This is a genomic window from Nonomuraea sp. NPDC052265, from assembly GCF_044547985.1.
Taxonomy (GTDB): domain Bacteria; phylum Actinomycetota; class Actinomycetes; order Streptosporangiales; family Streptosporangiaceae; genus Nonomuraea.
This window is the reverse complement of sequence record NZ_JBIUBJ010000016.1, coordinates 1-16,116: the sequence shown is the minus strand read 5'-3', so window position 1 is coordinate 16,116 and position 16,116 is coordinate 1. Positions and strand designations below refer to the sequence as shown.

Sequence of the window (16,116 nt, the reverse complement as noted above, 5' to 3'; positions counted from 1 at the left end):
GCCTCCTCTCACCACAGATGGTGGCGAGCCGAGGTTCGCGCGAGGTTCAGGCGGGATCGCGGTTCAGGCCGGCCGCGTTCAGCAACAGGGTGATCACGGCATCGGCCCCGCTGAACGGCACCGGCTCGCCCCCCACCTCTTCGAGCAGCCCGCGGAGCTGGCCGCCGGATTGCTCGGGCTCGACCAGCCGTACGATGACCGTCCTCATCGGAGCACCATCTCCCCGGACGGTTCAGGTCTGGTTCAGGTGGGGTAGGGCGCGGGCTCGACCTCCAGCTCGCGCATGCGCTCGGCGTAGAGGTGGTAGCGCCTGCGGGCGTCGCCGCGCCGTCCCGCCAGGTCGAGCACGCGTACCAGGCCCAGGTGGGCGCGTTCGTCGTAGCCGTCGCGCTCCAGCAGGCGCAGCCAGTAGCGGGCGGCCTCGTCGTGGCGCCGCTCGCGGGTGCGCGCCGCGGCCAGCCGGGCGGCGGCCTGGACGTAGGCCAGCCTCGCCTGTTCGCGCAGGCCCACGGCCCAGTCGGCGTAGGGGTCCTCCTCGCAGAACTCGCCGCCGTACGCGCTCTCGGCCGCCGTCCACAGCTCCAGCGCCTCGGCGGCACGGCCCGCCTGCTCCAGCCGTACGGCCCCGGCGGCCAGGTCGAGGAAGCGCTCCACGTCGACGTCGGCGTGGGCCAGGTCCAGGCGCAGCGCGCCCTCCTCGGAGACCACGAGGTCGTCGGCGGGCCGTTCGTGGGCCGGGTCGAGCACCGCGCGCAACGTGGACACCATGACGTTGAGCCGCCGCAGCCCGACCGTGTCGTCCCGCTGCTCGGGCCACAGGATCTCCACGAGCCGTTCCCTGCTGATCGCGCCGCCCCGGCGGCTGACCAGGATCTTCAGCAGGTCGCGGGCCTTGCGCGACTGCCAGGCCGTACGCGGGACCGGCGTCGCGCCGCGCAGCACCCGGAACGTTCCCATGGTCTCGATCACCACCGCCGCCCCCGGTACGGGCGCCGCGCGGGCGATCAGCTCGTCGATCCGGTCGTCGAGCGCCCGGCAGCCGATCGCGTGCATCCGCTCGCGCACGCGTACGGCCACCTCACCCCCGCTCACCGGGTCGGCCAGGGCCGCCCGCACCAGCTCGGCCCTGGCCCGTCCGATCGGGTCGCCGAGCGCCGCCCACCTGCGCACCGCCTCGTCGGCCTGCGCGGGATCGCCGTCGAGCCTGGCGCGCAGCTCGCAGATCACCGCCTGGGCCGCGTGGTCCCTGCGCTCCACGGCGACCGGCTCGGTCTCGTCGAGCAGCCGGACGGCCTCCTCGCGGCGCCCGGCGGCCAGGGCCACGGACGCCGCCGCCACCCGCGCGGTGACCCCGGCGATGCCACCGGCGTGCACGAGCGCCTGCTCGGCCACCTTGGCGGCCTCCTCGGGATCCTCCTCGGCGAGCAGCTCGGCCAGCGCGTTGAGCGCGTTGGAGCGGGTCTGCACCTCGCCCAGCGGGCCCGTCTCGGCGATCACCCGGCGGTAGACGGCCGCCGCCTGGCCGCGGTCGCCGCGCAGCGCGTGGATCTCGGCCAGCCTGACCAGCCCGACGCTGACCAGCCGCGAACCCATCGCCTCCCACCTGGCCACCGCGTCGGCGGCGTCGATCGCCGACTCCTCCAGCCGGCCGAGCCCGACCAGCGCCTTGGCCCGGTTCGCCACGTTGAGCGCGGCGTACGGCGCGAACGACACCAGGTCGCACAACCGGCCGGCGGCCTCCGTCTCGGCCAGCGCCTCGGCGTAGGCGCCCTCGTCGAGATGGCGGGAGGCCCGGTTGGCCCGGATCCTGATGAGCTGGACGATGTCGCCGGCGCGTTCGGCGTACTCCAGGGCGCGCAGGTAGTAGGCGTCGTTGGCGCGGCGGTCGCCGTCGAGCGCGGCCAGCATGGCCAGCACCGTGTTGGCCATCGCCAGCGCGCCGGGGTCGCCGAGGCCGCCGGCCTGCTCCAGAGCCTGGTCGGCCAGCTCGGCGCAGCCCGTCTGGTCGCCCTTCAGCCACAACACCGAGGCCATGGAGGCGGTGCACATGGCGGCGTCGGCGGGCGGCGAGCCGTATTCGTGGCCCTTGGCGTACATCGCCATGGCCGCGTCGAGGTCGCCGCGCAGGTGGTCGATGAAGCCGAGCCGCCTGGCCACGAACGCGTCGAAGGCGGGGCTGCCCGCGACCCGGGCCAGCAGGTCGTGGGCACGGGTCCAGTGGCCGCGGTTCTGCTCGGCGATGCCGGCCAGCCGGAGCATCGGCGGCGAGCCCCTGGCCTGCTCGGGCAGCAGGTCGAGCGCCGCGATCACGTCGCCGCGTTCGGCCAGGCGGGGGCCGTGGGAGTTGAGCAGCGACGCGGCGAGCTCGGGATGGGCGGTCGCGACGGCGGCGCGCAGGGCCAGCTCGGGCTGGTCGTGCTCGACGTACCACCGGGCGGCGACCGCGGCCACGTCGTGGGCCTCGTGCCGGTCGAGCGGGGCGTGCCTGGTCAGGACGTGCCTGCTGGTCGAGGTCAGCCGGTGGCCGTCCTGGTCGGCCTCGACGAACAGGCCGCGGCTGGTCAGGGCCGCGAGCGCGTCGGGCGGCGCGCCGAGCGTGGCGGACAGACCGGACGTCAGCACCGGCAGGACGGTCGCCGCGCGCAGCAGCTCGCGCATGCCCTGCGGCAGGTCATTGAACGCGGCGAGCGTCAGGTGTTCGAGCGTGGCCGAGCCGGCGGTCAGGCTCGCCGCGGTGCGCGGCCAGCTCGCCGGCTCCTCGCGGGCCAGCGTGTCGAGGGCGGCCTGGACGGCGGCCGGCCAGCCCGCGCACGCCTCGTGCAGCCTGGCGGCGATGCCCGCGCCCTGCTCGCCCAGCCGCTCGCGGGCCCAGGCGGCGGTCTCGGACGGGGTGAGCGCGAGGTCGGTGGCGTCGAGGTCGAGCACCTCGTGGTCCTGGCGCAGCCGGGCCGTCGGGAACGGCAGCGGCGACCGCGAGGCGGTGACCAGGTGGAGGTGCCGGGGCGCGGCGCGGACCAGCGTCTCGACGTAGCGCACCGAGCCGGGTGCGCCGATGATCGCGTCCACGCCGTCGAAGACCAGCGCCAGCCCCCTGGACAGCCGCCGGGCCAGCGCCTCGGCCAGCGCGCCCGCCAGCGCGGCGGCCCTGGACAGCTCGTCGGCGCCGGGGCCGAGCGGCGCGCCGGCCGCCGCCAGCAGGTCGGCGGGCAGCCCCGGGACGGCCTCGGCCAGCGCCGACGCCACCGAGCCCGCCAGTGTCGGCAGGTCGCGGTCGGCGGGCCCGAGCAGGTGCAGCACCGCGCCGACGGCGTGGCTCCAACCGGCGAGCGCGATCGACTTCCCGTAGCCTGTAGAGGCCACGAGCGTGGTGAGCCTGTGCGTAAGCGCCCCGTCGAGCCGCCGGTCGAGGGCGGGACGGGGTTGCACCCACCCTCGTTCCACCCCCGCATGCTACGCCCGGGCTCGCGGGGGACTCCAGAGTTCGCAAAGTGCCACCTCCCGGTAACTGGCCGGTTGGCGCACTATGGTCGTACTTCATTTCCAGGAGGCACCGTGGAACAGGATCTGCCTGGCGGTGTGAGGCTGATCGTGGGGGTGGACGAGTCCCCGGCCTCGCGTTGGGCACTCGCCTGGGCCATCGGCGCGGCCAGGCTGCACCGGATGGCTCTGGTGGCCGTTCACGTCAGTCGCGCGCCCGTCCATCCCTTTCCCGAGGCGCTGCCCGTGCAGCACGCGATCCGGCAGGGCGAGGAGACCCGCTGCGCGGAGGTGATCACGGGCGTGTTCGAGGACGTCGCCGGCGGCATGCCCGACGACCTGCGCGTGGCGACGGTCAGCAAGGTCGGCGACCCCGGCTACCATCTCGTCGACCTGGCCCGCGAGGGCGACCTGCTGGTGCTCGGCCGGGGCAGGCGCAGGTTGCTCAGCCGGGTCCTGCTGCCCTCCACCAGCATGTACTGCGCCCGTCACGCCAAGACGACCGTCGTCATCGTGCAGCAACCCTCGCCGCCGGACGATCCGGAGCTGTCGGGGGATCGGGCGCGGCGGTTCTGGAGCCGGCGACACTACTGACGCGCCGCCGGCACTACTGAGCAGGCCGCCGGCACTACTGACGGGCCGTCGCCCGGCCTCACGGGCCGGTCAGGCTGCCGGTGAGCAGGCGCAGGCCCGGCCCGATGTCGTGCGGCCCGATCGCGCCGTAGCCCAGGACCAGACCCCGCTGCGCCGGGGCCTCGCCGCAGTAGGCGTCGAGCTGCTCGACGGCCAGGTCCGGCGCGGGACGCAGCGACACCCCGGGGGCCAGGCGGGCGCACACGTGCAGCCCCGCCGCGGACGGGATCAGCCGCAGCCGGTCCTCCCCGGCCAGCGTCGTGGTGACCAGGTCGTGCCGGGCGGCGTACTCCCGGGTCGCCTTCCTGATGTGCCTGGCCAGCAGGCCCTCGTCGATGAAGCGGGCCAGGGCGGCCTGCGTGGGCACGTCGCCGTGCCAGTCGGAGAGCTGCCGCGCGGCGCGCAGGGCCGGGCCGAGGGAGGCGGGGGCGACGAGGAAGCCGAGCCTGAGCATGGGGAGCAGGGTCTTGGAGAACGAGCCCACGTAGATCACGCGACCCGCCCGGTCCAGGCTCTGGAGGGGTTCCAGCGGGCGTTCGCCGAAGCGGAACTCGCTGTCGTAGTCGTCCTCGATCACCACGGCGGCGCGGCGTTCCGCCCAGGCGAGCAGGGCGGCGCGGCGGGCCAGCGACATGGGCGTGCCCAGCGGGAACTGGTGCGAGGGCGTGACGTAGACCAGGCTCGCCGAGCGGGGGATGGCCGCCACGTCCAGGCCCTCGGCGTCCACGGGGACGCCGACCACGCGGGCGCCGAGCGAGCTGAACAGGCGGCGGGCGGGCGGGTAGCCGGGCTCCTCGACGGCGACGGTCGTGCCGGGCTCGATCAGGACGCGTCCGACGAGGTCGAGGGCCTGCTGCGCGCCGTTGGTGATCAGTACGTCGTCCGGCCCCGCATGAACCGACCGACTGATCCCGATATGACGCGAAATAGCCTCACGTAGAGGTTCATATCCGGACGGATCGTCGTACGTCGCCAGGCCCACCCGCAGCTCCCCGGCCACCAGCCTGCGCCAGGTCTCCATCGGGAACAGCCGCGCGTCCGGCACGCCGACGCGGAAGTCGTACCGGGCGGACGGCACCCAGAGGGGCGTCCCGAACTCCCGCCAGAACGCCCGCGGCCTGACCACCCCCTTGGGCGCGGCCCGGCCGCGCACCGGCTCGGCCGACACGAACGTGCCCGCCCCCGCCCGGCCGACCAGGAAGCCGTCGGCCACCAGCCGGTCGTAGGCCACCGCCACCGTGTTCCTGGAGATCTCCAGCCGGCGGGCCAGCTCCCTGGTCGGCGGCAGCCGTTCGCCCGAGCGCAGCCGCCCGTCGAGTATGGCGTCGAGCAGTTGCCGGTAGACCTGTGCGGCCAGGTCACCGCGCCCTTGAAGGCTGATGTGCACGTCCAACTTGGCCCAATCAACTTGGCGGAAATTGGAGCTTATATCGGGACAAGGGGGCGGCCAAAATGGGCGCATGACCGAACGCATGGAACTCGGAAAGTTCGCCGGCGAGGCGTACAGGGCGATGGCCGGCCTGGACCGGTTCGTGGCCCAGAGCACCCTCCCCAAGCCCCTCCTCGAACTCGTACGGCTGCGCGCCAGCCAGATCAACGGCTGCGTCTACTGCGTGGACATGCACAGCTCCGACGCCAAGCAGGCGGGGGAGAGCGACGCCAGGCTGCACGCCGTGGCCGTCTGGCGCGAGGCCCCCTTCTTCACCCCGGAGGAACGCGCCGCCCTGGCCTTCACCGAGGCCGCCACCCGCCTGTCCACCGACGACGTCACCGACGAGGTCTGGGCGCGGGCCGCCGCGCACTTCGACGAGCAGCAGATGGCCGCGCTGACCGTGGCCGTGGCCACCATCAACGCCTGGAACCGGATGGGCGTCGCCACTCGCATGACCCCGGAGTCGTACAAGTCATGAGGAACCAGCGCGTCCTCGCCGCCGCGCAACTCGCCAACTCCATCGGCGACGGCGCCTACCTGGTCACCTCGGCGCTCTACTTCGCCGATGTCGTGGGCCTGTCGGCGACCGAGATCGGCCTCGGCCTCACGCTGGGCTGGGCGGTCGGCTCGGTGGCGGGGGTGCCGCTCGGGCACCTGGCCGACCGGCGCGGGCCGCGCGGCGTGGCGGTGCTGCTGGCGCTCACGACCGCGGTGGCGGCCGGCTCGTTCGTGTTCGTCCACTCGTTCGCGCTGTTCGTGCTGGCCGCCTGCCTCTACGGGACCGCGCAGACCGGCCTGTCGGCGGCCCGGCAGGCGCTGCTGGCCGGGCTGATCGAGCCGGCGCGCCGCACGGTCGTGCGGGCGGTGCTGCAGTCCACGCTCAACGGCGGCATGGCCGTCGGGGCCGCGCTGGGCGGCGTCGCGCTGACCGTCGGCACCCGTGCCGGATACGTCGCGGTGTTCGCGCTGGACGCGCTGAGTTTCCTGGTGGCCGCGCTGGTACTGCTCGCGCTGCCCGCCGTACGGCCCGCGCCCGCCGCGCCGGGGCCGCAGCTGGCCGTGCTCAGGGACCGGCCGTACGCGCTGGTCACGCTGATCAACGCGGTCATGCTGTTCTACATGCCGTTGCTCAGCCTCGTGGTGCCGCTGTGGATCGCGCAGCGCACGTCCGCGCCCACGTGGATGGTCTCGGTGCTGCTCGTGCTCAACACCGGCAGCGTGCTGCTCTTCCAGGTACGCGTGGCCCGCCGGGTACGCGACCTGCGGGACGCCGCCTCGGCCGTCCGCAGGGCCGGGTTCGTGATGTTCGCCGCGTGCGCGGTGTTCGCCCTCAGCCCGTACGGCTGGGTCTTCCTGATCGCGGCGGGCTGCCTGCAGGTCGCGGGGGAGATGCTCCTGGCCGCGGGCGCCTGGGAGATCGGCTTCGGACTGGCCCCCGACGACAGGCAGGGCCAGTACCAGGGCTTCTTCGGCACCGGCACGGCCGTGGCGAGGATGCTCGGCCCGGCCGTGCTCACCGCGCTCGTCCTCGACGGCGGGACCGTGGGCTGGCTGCTGCTGGGCCTGGCGTTCACGACGGCCGGCGCCGCGATGGCACCGGCCGTCCGATGGGCTCAGCGGTCACTCGAACCGGCGTAGGGCTCCGGCGATCACTTGAACCGGCGTAGCCGCAGGCTGTTGCTCACCACGAACACGCTGGAGAAGGCCATCGCGGCCCCCGCGATCATCGGGTTGAGCAGGCCGAGCGCGGCCAGCGGCAGGGCGGCTACGTTGTAGGCGAAGGCCCAGAACAGGTTGCCCTTGATGGTGCCGAGCGTCCGGCGGGACAGCCTGATCGCGTCGGCGGCCACCCTCAGGTCCCCGCGCACCAGGGTCAGATCGGAGGCCTCGATGGCGGCGTCCGTGCCGGTGCCCATGGCCAGCCCCAGGTCGGCCTGGGCGAGCGAGGCCGCGTCGTTGACGCCGTCGCCGACCATCGCCACGACCTTGCCCTCGCCCTGCAACCGCTTGACGACGTCCACCTTGTCGGCGGGCAGCACCTCGGCGATCACCTCGTCGATGCCGACCTCGTCCGCGACCTGCCGGGCGACGGCCTCGTTGTCGCCGGTCAGCAGGACCGGGGTGAGGCCCAGCGTCCGCAGCCTGGCGATGGCCTCCGCGCTCGTCTCCTTGACCACGTCGGACACCACCAGCAGCGCCCTGGCCCTGCCGTCCCAGCCGGCCGCGACCACCGTGCGGCCCTTGGCCTGCTCCTCCTCAAGGGTGGCGGCCAGGCCGACGGGCAGGTGCTGCGACCATTCGGCCAGCAGCCTCGGCCGGCCCACCAGGATCGCGTGGCCGTCCACGATGCCCTGCACGCCGAGGCCCTCGACGTTGGCGAAGTCCTCGACGGTCGCGTCGGAGTTCGCCTCCCTGGCGATGGCCTGGGCGATCGGGTGCTCGGAGGCGTGCTCGATCGCGCCGGCCAGCCGCAGCACCTCCTCGCGGCTCTCGCCCTCGGCCAGGTGCACGTCGACCAGCGTCATCCTGCCCTCGGTGACCGTGCCGGTCTTGTCCAGGACGATGGTGTCGATGCGGCGGGTGGACTCCAGCACCTCGGGACCCTTGATCAGGATGCCGAGCTGCGCGCCCCTGCCGGTGCCGACCAGCAGCGCCGTGGGCGTGGCCAGGCCGAGCGCGCACGGGCAGGCGATGATCAGCACGGCCACCGCCGCGGTGAACGCGGCCCCCGCGCCGTTGCCGGTGCCGAGCCAGAAGCCCAGCGTGCCCACTGCCAGCGCGATCACGATCGGGACGAAGATGCCCGAGACGCGGTCGGCCAGCCGCTGCACCTGCGCCTTGCCCGTCTGGGCCTCCTCCACCAGCTTGGCCATCTGGGCGAGCTGGGTGTCCGCGCCGACCCGGGTGGCCCGCACGACCAGCCGGCCCCCCGCGTTGACGGTCGCGCCGGTGACCGCGTCGCCCGGCCGCACCTCGACGGGCACGGACTCGCCGGTCAGCATCGAGGCGTCCACCGCGGAGGTGCCCTCCTCGATCACGCCGTCCGTCGCGATCTTCTCGCCCGGCCGCACGACGAACGTGTCGCCCGCCTTGAGCTGCTCGACCGGCACCCGCCGCCCATCGGCCAGCTCGACGTCCTTGGCGCCCAGTTCCATCAGGGCGCGCAGCGCGGCCCCCGCCCGCCGCTTGGAACGCGACTCGAAGTAACGACCGGCCAGGATGAACGCCGTCACCCCCGCCGCGGCCTCCAGGTAGATGTTGCCCGAGCCGTCGGTGCGCTCGATGGTCAGCTCGAACGGGTGCGTCATGCCCGGCGTGCCGGCCGTGCCGAAGAACAGCGCCCACAGCGACCAGCCGAGCGCGGCCAGTGTGCCGATGGAGATCAGCGTGTCCATCGTCGCGGCGCCGTGGCGGAGGTTGGTCCAGGCAGCCTTGTGGAAGGGCCAGCCGGCGTACACCACGACCGGCGCCGCCAGCACCAGCGACAACCACTGCCAGTTCGTGAACTGCAACGCCGGGACCATCGCCATCGCGATCACCGGCACGCTCAGCGCGACCGCGGCGATCAGCCGGTCGCGCAGCGGCCGCAGCTCGTCGGCGGGTTCGGCCTGCTCCTCCTGCCCCTCCTGCCCCTCCCGCTCCTTGGCGGCCGGGAGCGCGGCGGTGTAGCCGGCCTTCTCGACCTCGCTGATCAGCGCCTGGGGGTCGAGCCCGTCGGGAAAGGTGACCTTCGCCTTCTCCGTCGCGTAGTTGACCGTCGCGGTCACGCCGTCAAGCTTGTTCAGCTTGCGCTCGATGCGGTTGGCGCAGGACGCGCACGTCATTCCGCCGATCGTGAGTTCGACGGCCTTTGCCTCGGTGAGGGAAGACATCATCTCTCCTTTCTCAGCGTCTCAGCGTCTCAGCGTCTCAGTGGCCGTGGGGGGCCGACGGTTCCGCGGCGTCCGCGTCGCCCTGTGTGGCGCGGACGGTGAAGTCCGCGGTACGGACCTCGTCCCCGTGCTTGAAGTCGAGGAACAGGCGGTAGTCGCCGACGCTCGGCACCTCGGCGTAGAAGGTGATCCGCGGCCCGGCCTTCTCGCTCTGCTCGGGGTGCACGTGCAGGTAGGCCAGGTCACCGGCGCGGAGGGCGACCAGGTGGCCGTACGCGCCCAGGTAGGGCTGCAGGTCGGTGACGGGCTCGCCGTCCTTGCTCACCGTGAGGGTGAGCTTGCTCGCCCGCCCGGGGACCAGGTCTCCGTCGAGGCTCACAGTGTAGTCGCCGACCTTCGAGGAGCGGCTCGACTCGGGCAGCGGCTTCGGACGGTAGTCGCCGGCGGCCTGGAGGTCGGCGCCGAGCGTCAGCTTCTCGCCGCCCGTCGGGGCGAAGTCGGCGAAGGCCCGGTACGCTCCCGCCTCGGGCAGCGTCAGCCCGACCGACCAGATGCCGTCGGGGGTCATCTCCGGATGAACGTGGAGGAACGTCGTCAGGTCACGGGAAACCACGATGAAGTGGAGCTTCTTGTCGTGCTCGACCTGGTAGTCGGTCACCGGCCGGCCGTTCGGCCCGGTCACCGTGAAGCGGAAGTCGGTGGCCTTGCCGGTCTCGATCGGGGTCAGCGGATTGAGTGTGTATCCGTTCTCCGACACTTGCAGCCCCCCGGGGGTGTCGCTGGACGCCTGCTTCGGCGTGTCGTGCTCCTGTCTCTCCTGGCTTTCGTGGCTCTTCTGGTTCTCCTGGCTTTCCTGGCTTTCCTGGCTCTCCGCCATGGCGGCGTGGCTCTCCTTCGGCGGCTTCTGGGCCACCGGGCCGACCGCCCGGCCCACGCCCAGGGCCCCGCCGAAGACGACGGCGAGCCCCAGGGCGTAGGAGCCGAGTTTGGCGGCGGTGTTCATGACTGGCCGACCAGCTCGTATCCGGCCTCTTCCACCGCGGCGGCGATCGAGGAGGCCTCGACCTGGCTCTCGCTGGTCACGGTGAGCAGGCCGCTGGCCAGGTCGACCTCGACACCGGTGACGCCGGCCACGCCACCGACCTCCTCCTTCACCGAGCTCACGCAGTGGCCGCAGGTCATGCCCTTGACGGTGTAGGTGGCGGTGCTCATTACGGTCTCCTTCAGCGTTGTTCCGGTTCCTGCCGAATACTCTAACACGGTACCCCCCTAGGGTATTTCGGAGGGGTGTGAGATTCAGCTCACGGTTTCGCATACGGGCGGGTTGCGGCATGAGCGCGGCGGCGAGCCCCGCGCCGATGACGGCCACCACCGCGGCTACCAGCGCGGTCATCAGCGCGGTCACCGGCGCGGTCACCGGCGCGGCCCCCAGGAAGGCGGCCTGGAACGGTCGGTGAGCTGGTCCTTTGAGGTGGTCACGGTCGTCATGACGGTCAGGCCGAGTGCCAGGTGGTGTTGACGATGCCCGAGGCCGGACCGGCCCCCTCCGGACGCGGGCCGGACATGGCGACATCATCGCCGGGATGTAGGCCGGCGGCATGCCAACCGCGGCGACCAGGCTGGGCGGCAGCCCGTCCGTGGTGAAGCTGCCGGTGAACTGCGGCCCCGCCACGTCCGAGGCCAGGACGGCGAGCCCGATCGCGATCAGCGGCTTGGCCCCGAACCTGCCCAGCAGCATCGCCGTGACGCCGACCATGAAGATCATGATGGCCACGGTCGTGGGCAGCAGCGCCGCGCCATTGGGAAACGCGCCTTGGCCGCGGAGCTGCTGGAGGTAGAGGTTGAGGAAGTCCCACATCGGGATCCAGGCCGCGCCGAGCAGGCCCATCGCCAGATTGGCGGTGCCCAGGCCCGAGGTGCCGCCAGATGGCCGGTGGCATGAGCGGCCGCCTGTCGGTCCGCTGGACGACCAGGAACAGCGCGACCCGGACGATCCTCCTGAGTCTGGCGTTCCAGTTTCCGGCGACGGTGGCATAGACGACCAGCGCAACGCCGGCCGTGACCGAAACGGCTCCCACGAGGCCGACGCCGCCGCGCCTGCCGCCGACGGCCGGGAGCAGGCCGATCGGGATCTAGATGATGAACACCCAGGGCCGGCCCAGGTACTCGGCGATGACGCCGCGCAGGAACACACCGGCGGTGCCGAGGAACAGCCGGCGGTGTCAAGGATCACGTCGGCGGTGCTGCCCGCGGGGGCCGCGGCGCCGTACAGGGCCATGGCCTTGCTCGGCTCGCGAGGGTTGTACCCGAAGAGCATCATGGGCAGGGTCATCGCGGCGGGGGCGATGAGCGCGCCGCGGACGCCCTGCACCGCGCGTCCGGCTCTCTCTCCCCGGGGCCGTGCCGGCCGCGGCGATGATCAAGGACCCGCCGATCAGCACCGACCCTCCGGTGACGAACACTCCGCGCGTCCCGAACAGGTCGGACGGCCGCCCGCCCAGCAGCGGCAACCCGCCGAAGGCCGCGACGTAGGCGTTGCACACCCATTGCAGCCCGCCGACCCAGCGACCCGGATAACGGACGTGTCGGTGATCACCATGAACTGGACGGCGGTCAGCACCATCACCGTTTGTTGTCGGTCATGACGCCCCCTCCTCCGAATCACCCCGGGGGTATCGCCGAGAGCGGCGGGAACGTAACGTACCCCCTGGGGGGCGGTCGAGCGCGCGGGACGTCCGGATATTTGGCATGATCGGGATGTTGTCCGAAGTGATTGGCAGGTTGCCCAGGACGGGATGGGTATAGGCCGGGGTCGAAGGGATGATCCAGGCCGGGCTGAAGGCTCGTTCTACGCACAAGCCGCACATCAGGTTCGTGCGCAACACAAGGAGCGCAGCCATCCCTTGCTAGGCTGCATGTCAACCGTTGGGTCTCACCCCGGCAGGTGAGACCGTCGAAGAAGTGGGGTCACACCGTGAAGAAGCTGCTCGTTCTTGCGCTGATCGCCCTTGGGGGGCTGCTGATCTGGCGTAAGGTGCAGGCCGACCGCGCCGAGCTCGATCTCTGGACCGAGGCGACCGGCAGCGAGAACTAACCGACCGGCGAGGCGATGAGTGACGTCGTCCCCATCGAGCTGGTGTGCCTGGACCTGGCAGGCACCACAGTCGGTGACATCGCCATGGTCGAGCGCGCCTTCGCCGAGGCGATCGCCACCCAGGGCATAGTGCCCGGGACCGGAGCGTACGCGCGTGCCATGGTTCACGTGCACCGGTCCCGGGGCTGTCCCAAGATCGATGTCTTCCGGGGCATCTTCCCCGGCAACGAGGCCCAGGCCCAGGCGGCGAACCTGACGTTCGAGCGCTCCTACGAGGATGCGCTGGAACGTGCCGGACTGGTGCCCATGCCCGGGGTCCTGGAAGTGCTCGACAAGCTCCGCGGCACCGGGATCAAGCTCGCCCTGATCACCGGGTTCAGCCGTACGACGTTGAGCCGCGTGCTCGGCGTCCTCGGCTGGCACGACAAGGTCGACCTGGCCATCTCCCCTGAGGACGCCGGTGGCCGCGGGCGTCCCTGGCCGGACATGGTCCTGCACGCCGTGCTGCGACTCGGCGTGGAGGACGTACGGCACGTGGCGGTCGTCGGCGACTCGGAGAGCGACATGCTCTGCGGGCGCCGGGCCGGGGCGTCCGTGGTGGCCGGGGTGATGACCGGCGTGCACAGCAGGGAACGGTTGCTCAAGGGCGGAGCCACGCACATCCTGGACTCCGTCGCGGACTTCCCGGGCTTGGTGCTGAGCGAGGACCTTGGGACGACGCGGGTGGCTTCGTCGGCCCGGTAAGCTATCTTCGTCGAAGGGGCCTTAGCTCAGTTGGCAGAGCGCCTGCTTTGCAAGCAGGATGTCAGGAGTTCGAATCTCCTAGGCTCCACCAGGGAGAACACCCCGCCACTGATCTTGTGACGGGGTGTTCGGGCCATTAACGGGCCATTAACCATCATGGCGGCGATCTCTTATGTCCGCCTCCACTCGCGCGCTGAGAGCGTCCGCGATCCGTTGGTCGGCGTCCTTGGTCGCGTGCTGGTAGATGAGCGCGGCCCGATCGCTGTCGTGGCCCATCCGCGCTTTGACGTCGGCCAGGCTCGCCCCTGACTGTGCGGCCAGCGTGTTGCCCGTGTGGTGAAGATCGTGGAAGTGCAGGCCCATGAGCCCCATCTCCTTGAGTGCATCTGCCGGCCGACGTTGATGCATAGATCCCTTTCACGCGCACAGGGGGCCCCGGCGCCTGTTGCGCCGGGGCCCCGAAGAGTTCAACACCATCTACCGGCCACCTGGCCGGCTTACTGTCGTCCGCATCCGCCGTACTGAGCGGCGGTGATGCGAGGATCGCGAATGCGTGACCGGAGACCACCTGCCTATCTGTGGGACTGCGGTACCCGAGCGGCGAAACATCAGCCAGCAACGGGCGATCCCGATGGCGTTCAACACTCCCTTCGTCTCTATCTTCCGGACCTACTTACTTCAGCTGCAGCGCGTCCACGATCAGGGCCCCAACCACTGCGCTGGCCCGTCACGTCCGACCTTCTGCCATCAACCAACTGCAACTTCCTCTTCGGCAGCGCGTCCACGATCAGGGCCCCAACCACTGCGCTGGCCCGTCACGTCCGACCTTCTGCCATCAACCAACTGCAACTTCCTCTTCGGCAGCGCGTCCACGATCAGGGCCCTAACCACTGCACTGGCCCGTCACGTCCGACCTTCTGCCATCAACTTCCACTTCATCTAGCCCCGGGCAGGTCATCGTGGTGCTAGTACTTCCGCTGCCCGGCCGATCCGTTCCTTGCGATGTGAGAAACACTAGCCCCAGCAGTCAGGAATGTCTACTGTGGCGAACATAGATTTCCGGTGTCGGGCGTGGCAGTCTTCCGGCATCGCAGTTGACCAGCGGGAGCGCAGCTAACGCCGTATCTCTGCTGGGCAGCCAGTACTGCCCCCCGACGCCGGAGTTGCGCGGAATGCAGTGACCAGCCAGGCATGGAAGGATTCCTCCACCAGCCACCGGATGCCGGCGATCTTCACCAGGGCTGTCAGGGGCATCGGCGTGGGCTCGTAGCAGCGGTAGAAGGCCAGCTCGCCGCTGGTCAGGGGTCGCGGCGGATCGGCAGCCACCGATAGCCCTCGCACTCGGGGTCGGCTTCGTCGATGCGGGTTCAGGCTCAGGCGTGCCAGCGCTGGCCCTTGGCTCCCTGACCAGCGCGGTAGTGGTGCTGGTGCCGATCGGGCACGCCGGCGGCGATGTCGGCCGCGCTGCGGTCGAGCCCAGCCAGGTTGACCCGCAGGTTGCTCGCGAACGCCAGCACGTAGCCGACCCGGCGTCGCTTCAGCAGGCTGCGCAGGCGCGGGTCTTGTCCGTAGACCTCATCGCCGCTCACCCAGCGTGCCGACAGTCCGGCGTCCAGCGCGGCGATCATCGCGGCGGCCAGAGCGGGCTTGGTGGCGAAGGCGGCTTCCTCGGGCACCCCGGCCGGGGCGCACCGGTCGGGATCGGCCAGTCAGGAGTGCTCGGGCAGGCAGAGCCGCCGGTCCACCAGCGCCCGTCCCCGTCCTGGCCGAGCTGCTCGACGACATGACCGTGCGCGTCATCGCGTACCGCATCGGCGTCCCAGCGAGCGGTGCGCAGCAGGCGTTGCATGGCCTGAGGGCCGCTCAATCCGGTCTGCTCGGCCAATTCCAGCAGATCTTACGTTCGAGCTCGGACAGTGGCCCACGAACGTAGGAGGTAGCGGTGCGACGCGGCTCAACACGGCAAACACGGCCCGCGATCCGTTGAAGGCGACCATCGTCTCATTTGGAAAGGCGTGCGGTAGCAGATGAGGGCGGCGGCGATGGCGACGAAGATGCGAAGTGGTCGGCTCGGCGCTCGTAGCGGCGGTGTCGGGGAGCGCGAGGGGCGGCGCCCCTCGCGCGGGTTCGGGGGCCTGCGCCCGAGAAGCACAGCCCGGGCCGTAGGCGCGAAGCGCCCCTCGCCTTCAATTGTTGCTCCCGCGACAAAGGTCCCGCCCTGCCATCTGCGGCGGCCAAGCCCTGCCCGCCGGACCCAGGAACTGGGCTTTCCACTCGCTGATCGACGTCTTCGAGGTCCTGTTCCTCCGGGCGGTCATCCATTGCTACCGGAATCGTCGGCCGTTCCGTCCCGACCGGCGACTGACAACCGGTGTGGTGATGGTCACGGGGATGCCTGAGGGAGCCTGGGCGCCCGTGATACGCGCCAGTTCGGCCTCGCCCGAATGGACCTGGCTGGTCTGCGGGACGATACCGGCGTCGGCCATCAGGCGGGTCATGTCACGGCGCTGGTTGGGCAGCACCAGGGTGACGACGCTGCCGGACTCGCCGGCGCGGGCGGTGCGGCCGCCGCGGTGCAGGTAGTCCTTGTGGTCGCTCGGCGGGTCGACGTTGACGACGAGGTCGAGGTTGTCGACGTGGATGCCGCGGGCCGCGACGTTGGTCGCCACCAGCGCCGTGACGTGGCCGCTCTTGAACTCGGCGAGGGTGCGGGTGCGCTGGGGCTGGGACTTGCCTCCGTGCAGCGCGGCGGCGCGCACTCCGCTGTTCAGCAACTGTTCGGTGAGCCGGTCCACGGCGTGCTTGGTGTCCAGGAACATGATCACCCGGCCGTCGCGAGCAGCGATCTCCACAGTGGTGGCCTG

At 71.6% G+C, this 16,116-nt stretch carries 17 protein-coding genes and 1 tRNA gene; 9 read left to right on the top strand and 9 right to left on the bottom strand.

Features of this window, described 5'->3' with window-relative positions:
* Positions 1 to 46: 46 nt before the first annotated feature.
* Positions 47 to 208, bottom strand: a complete 162-nt coding sequence (locus tag ACIHAD_RS35040) for a hypothetical protein (protein WP_185844989.1) — start codon at positions 206 to 208, stop codon at positions 47 to 49.
* Between the two features lie 35 nt (positions 209 to 243).
* Positions 244 to 3,441, bottom strand: coding sequence for a BTAD domain-containing putative transcriptional regulator (locus tag ACIHAD_RS35035; protein WP_397359007.1), 3,198 nt, complete (start codon positions 3,439 to 3,441; stop codon positions 244 to 246).
* A 111-nt stretch (positions 3,442 to 3,552) separates the two neighbouring features.
* On the opposite strand from ACIHAD_RS35035, the gene ACIHAD_RS35030 reads away from it, so the two are divergent.
* Positions 3,553 to 4,071 (top strand): universal stress protein, encoded by a 519-nt coding sequence (locus ACIHAD_RS35030; RefSeq protein WP_397359006.1) that lies wholly within the window; start codon positions 3,553 to 3,555, stop codon positions 4,069 to 4,071.
* 58 nt (positions 4,072 to 4,129) lie between these two features.
* On the opposite strand, the gene ACIHAD_RS35025 is transcribed toward ACIHAD_RS35030, so the two are convergent.
* Positions 4,130 to 5,497, bottom strand: coding sequence for a PLP-dependent aminotransferase family protein (locus tag ACIHAD_RS35025; RefSeq protein WP_397359185.1), 1,368 nt, complete (start codon positions 5,495 to 5,497; stop codon positions 4,130 to 4,132).
* Positions 5,498 to 5,570: 73 nt separating this feature from the next.
* On the opposite strand from ACIHAD_RS35025, the gene ACIHAD_RS35020 reads away from it, so the two are divergent.
* Both ACIHAD_RS35020 and ACIHAD_RS35015 read left to right on the top strand, forming a co-directional pair.
* Positions 5,571 to 6,020, top strand: a complete 450-nt coding sequence (locus tag ACIHAD_RS35020) for a carboxymuconolactone decarboxylase family protein (protein ID WP_397359005.1) — start codon at positions 5,571 to 5,573, stop codon at positions 6,018 to 6,020.
* Complete coding sequence (locus ACIHAD_RS35015; protein WP_397359004.1) at positions 6,017 to 7,180, top strand: MFS transporter; 1,164 nt, start codon at positions 6,017 to 6,019, stop codon at positions 7,178 to 7,180. The genes ACIHAD_RS35020 and ACIHAD_RS35015 overlap by 4 nt, the downstream gene beginning before the upstream one ends.
* Positions 7,181 to 7,191: 11 nt before the next feature.
* On the opposite strand, the gene ACIHAD_RS35010 is transcribed toward ACIHAD_RS35015, so the two are convergent.
* The 3 genes from ACIHAD_RS35010 to ACIHAD_RS35000 are packed head-to-tail and all read right to left on the bottom strand — an operon-like array spanning position 7,192 to position 10,626.
* Positions 7,192 to 9,414, bottom strand: a complete 2,223-nt coding sequence (locus ACIHAD_RS35010) for a heavy metal translocating P-type ATPase (RefSeq protein WP_397359184.1) — start codon at positions 9,412 to 9,414, stop codon at positions 7,192 to 7,194.
* Positions 9,415 to 9,451: 37 nt separating this feature from the next.
* Positions 9,452 to 10,417 carry a hypothetical protein gene (locus ACIHAD_RS35005; RefSeq protein ID WP_397359003.1) on the bottom strand — a complete coding sequence of 322 codons (966 nt, stop codon included), beginning with the start codon at positions 10,415 to 10,417 and terminating at the stop codon, positions 9,452 to 9,454.
* The gene (locus tag ACIHAD_RS35000) at positions 10,414 to 10,626 is read right to left on the bottom strand and encodes a heavy-metal-associated domain-containing protein (protein ID WP_397359002.1); all 213 of its coding nucleotides are present in this window, start codon (positions 10,624 to 10,626) and stop codon (positions 10,414 to 10,416) included. The genes ACIHAD_RS35005 and ACIHAD_RS35000 overlap by 4 nt, the downstream gene beginning before the upstream one ends.
* A 119-nt stretch (positions 10,627 to 10,745) precedes the next feature.
* Between ACIHAD_RS35000 and ACIHAD_RS34995 the strand changes: the two genes are divergently transcribed.
* From ACIHAD_RS34995 to ACIHAD_RS34970, 6 genes are all read left to right on the top strand, one after another.
* On the top strand, positions 10,746 to 10,871 hold the full coding sequence (locus ACIHAD_RS34995; RefSeq protein ID WP_397359001.1) for a hypothetical protein: 126 nt from the start codon (positions 10,746 to 10,748) through the stop codon (positions 10,869 to 10,871).
* 141 nt (positions 10,872 to 11,012) lie between these two features.
* Positions 11,013 to 11,252 (top strand): hypothetical protein, encoded by a 240-nt coding sequence (locus ACIHAD_RS34990; protein WP_397358999.1) that lies wholly within the window; start codon positions 11,013 to 11,015, stop codon positions 11,250 to 11,252.
* Positions 11,253 to 11,255: 3 nt separating this feature from the next.
* Positions 11,256 to 12,059 (top strand): hypothetical protein, encoded by an 804-nt coding sequence (locus ACIHAD_RS34985; RefSeq protein WP_397358997.1) that lies wholly within the window; start codon positions 11,256 to 11,258, stop codon positions 12,057 to 12,059.
* 329 nt (positions 12,060 to 12,388) lie between these two features.
* Positions 12,389 to 12,508 carry a DLW-39 family protein gene (locus ACIHAD_RS34980; RefSeq protein WP_020542320.1) on the top strand — a complete coding sequence of 40 codons (120 nt, stop codon included), beginning with the start codon at positions 12,389 to 12,391 and terminating at the stop codon, positions 12,506 to 12,508.
* A gap of 15 nt (positions 12,509 to 12,523) precedes the next feature.
* A complete protein-coding gene (locus tag ACIHAD_RS34975) occupies positions 12,524 to 13,252 on the top strand; it encodes an HAD-IA family hydrolase (protein WP_397358996.1) in 729 nt (242 codons plus the stop codon).
* 15 nt (positions 13,253 to 13,267) lie between these two features.
* Positions 13,268 to 13,343, top strand: a tRNA-Ala gene (locus ACIHAD_RS34970).
* A gap of 56 nt (positions 13,344 to 13,399) precedes the next feature.
* Here the strand turns inward: ACIHAD_RS34970 and ACIHAD_RS34965 are convergent.
* The 3 genes from ACIHAD_RS34965 to ACIHAD_RS34955 all read right to left on the bottom strand — a co-directional run.
* Positions 13,400 to 13,615 (bottom strand): hypothetical protein, encoded by a 216-nt coding sequence (locus tag ACIHAD_RS34965; protein ID WP_397358995.1) that lies wholly within the window; start codon positions 13,613 to 13,615, stop codon positions 13,400 to 13,402.
* 1,010 nt (positions 13,616 to 14,625) lie between these two features.
* Complete coding sequence (locus tag ACIHAD_RS34960) at positions 14,626 to 14,961, bottom strand: transposase (RefSeq protein ID WP_397359183.1); 336 nt, start codon at positions 14,959 to 14,961, stop codon at positions 14,626 to 14,628.
* A 615-nt stretch (positions 14,962 to 15,576) separates the two neighbouring features.
* Positions 15,577 to 16,116 (bottom strand): helicase-related protein (locus ACIHAD_RS34955; protein WP_397358994.1); only part of this gene is annotated, 540 nt, incomplete at its 5' end.

Bases quoted from the DNA above. Each gene is read 5' to 3' on its own strand.
- ACIHAD_RS35040 (WP_185844989.1), bottom strand. From the start codon at position 208: ATGAGGACGGTCATCGTACGGCTGGTCGAGCCCGAGCAATCCGGCGGC.
- ACIHAD_RS35020 (WP_397359005.1), top strand. From the start codon at position 5,571: ATGACCGAACGCATGGAACTCGGAAAGTTCGCCGGCGAGGCGTACAGG.
- ACIHAD_RS35015 (WP_397359004.1), top strand. From the start codon at position 6,017: ATGAGGAACCAGCGCGTCCTCGCCGCCGCGCAACTCGCCAACTCCATC.
- ACIHAD_RS35010 (WP_397359184.1), bottom strand. From the start codon at position 9,414: ATGTCTTCCCTCACCGAGGCAAAGGCCGTCGAACTCACGATCGGCGGA.
- ACIHAD_RS35005 (WP_397359003.1), bottom strand. From the start codon at position 10,417: ATGAACACCGCCGCCAAACTCGGCTCCTACGCCCTGGGGCTCGCCGTC.
- ACIHAD_RS35000 (WP_397359002.1), bottom strand. From the start codon at position 10,626: ATGAGCACCGCCACCTACACCGTCAAGGGCATGACCTGCGGCCACTGC.
- ACIHAD_RS34995 (WP_397359001.1), top strand. From the start codon at position 10,746: ATGAGCGCGGCGGCGAGCCCCGCGCCGATGACGGCCACCACCGCGGCT.
- ACIHAD_RS34990 (WP_397358999.1), top strand. From the start codon at position 11,013: ATGCCAACCGCGGCGACCAGGCTGGGCGGCAGCCCGTCCGTGGTGAAG.
- ACIHAD_RS34975 (WP_397358996.1), top strand. From the start codon at position 12,524: ATGAGTGACGTCGTCCCCATCGAGCTGGTGTGCCTGGACCTGGCAGGC.
- ACIHAD_RS34965 (WP_397358995.1), bottom strand. From the start codon at position 13,615: ATGGGCCTGCACTTCCACGATCTTCACCACACGGGCAACACGCTGGCC.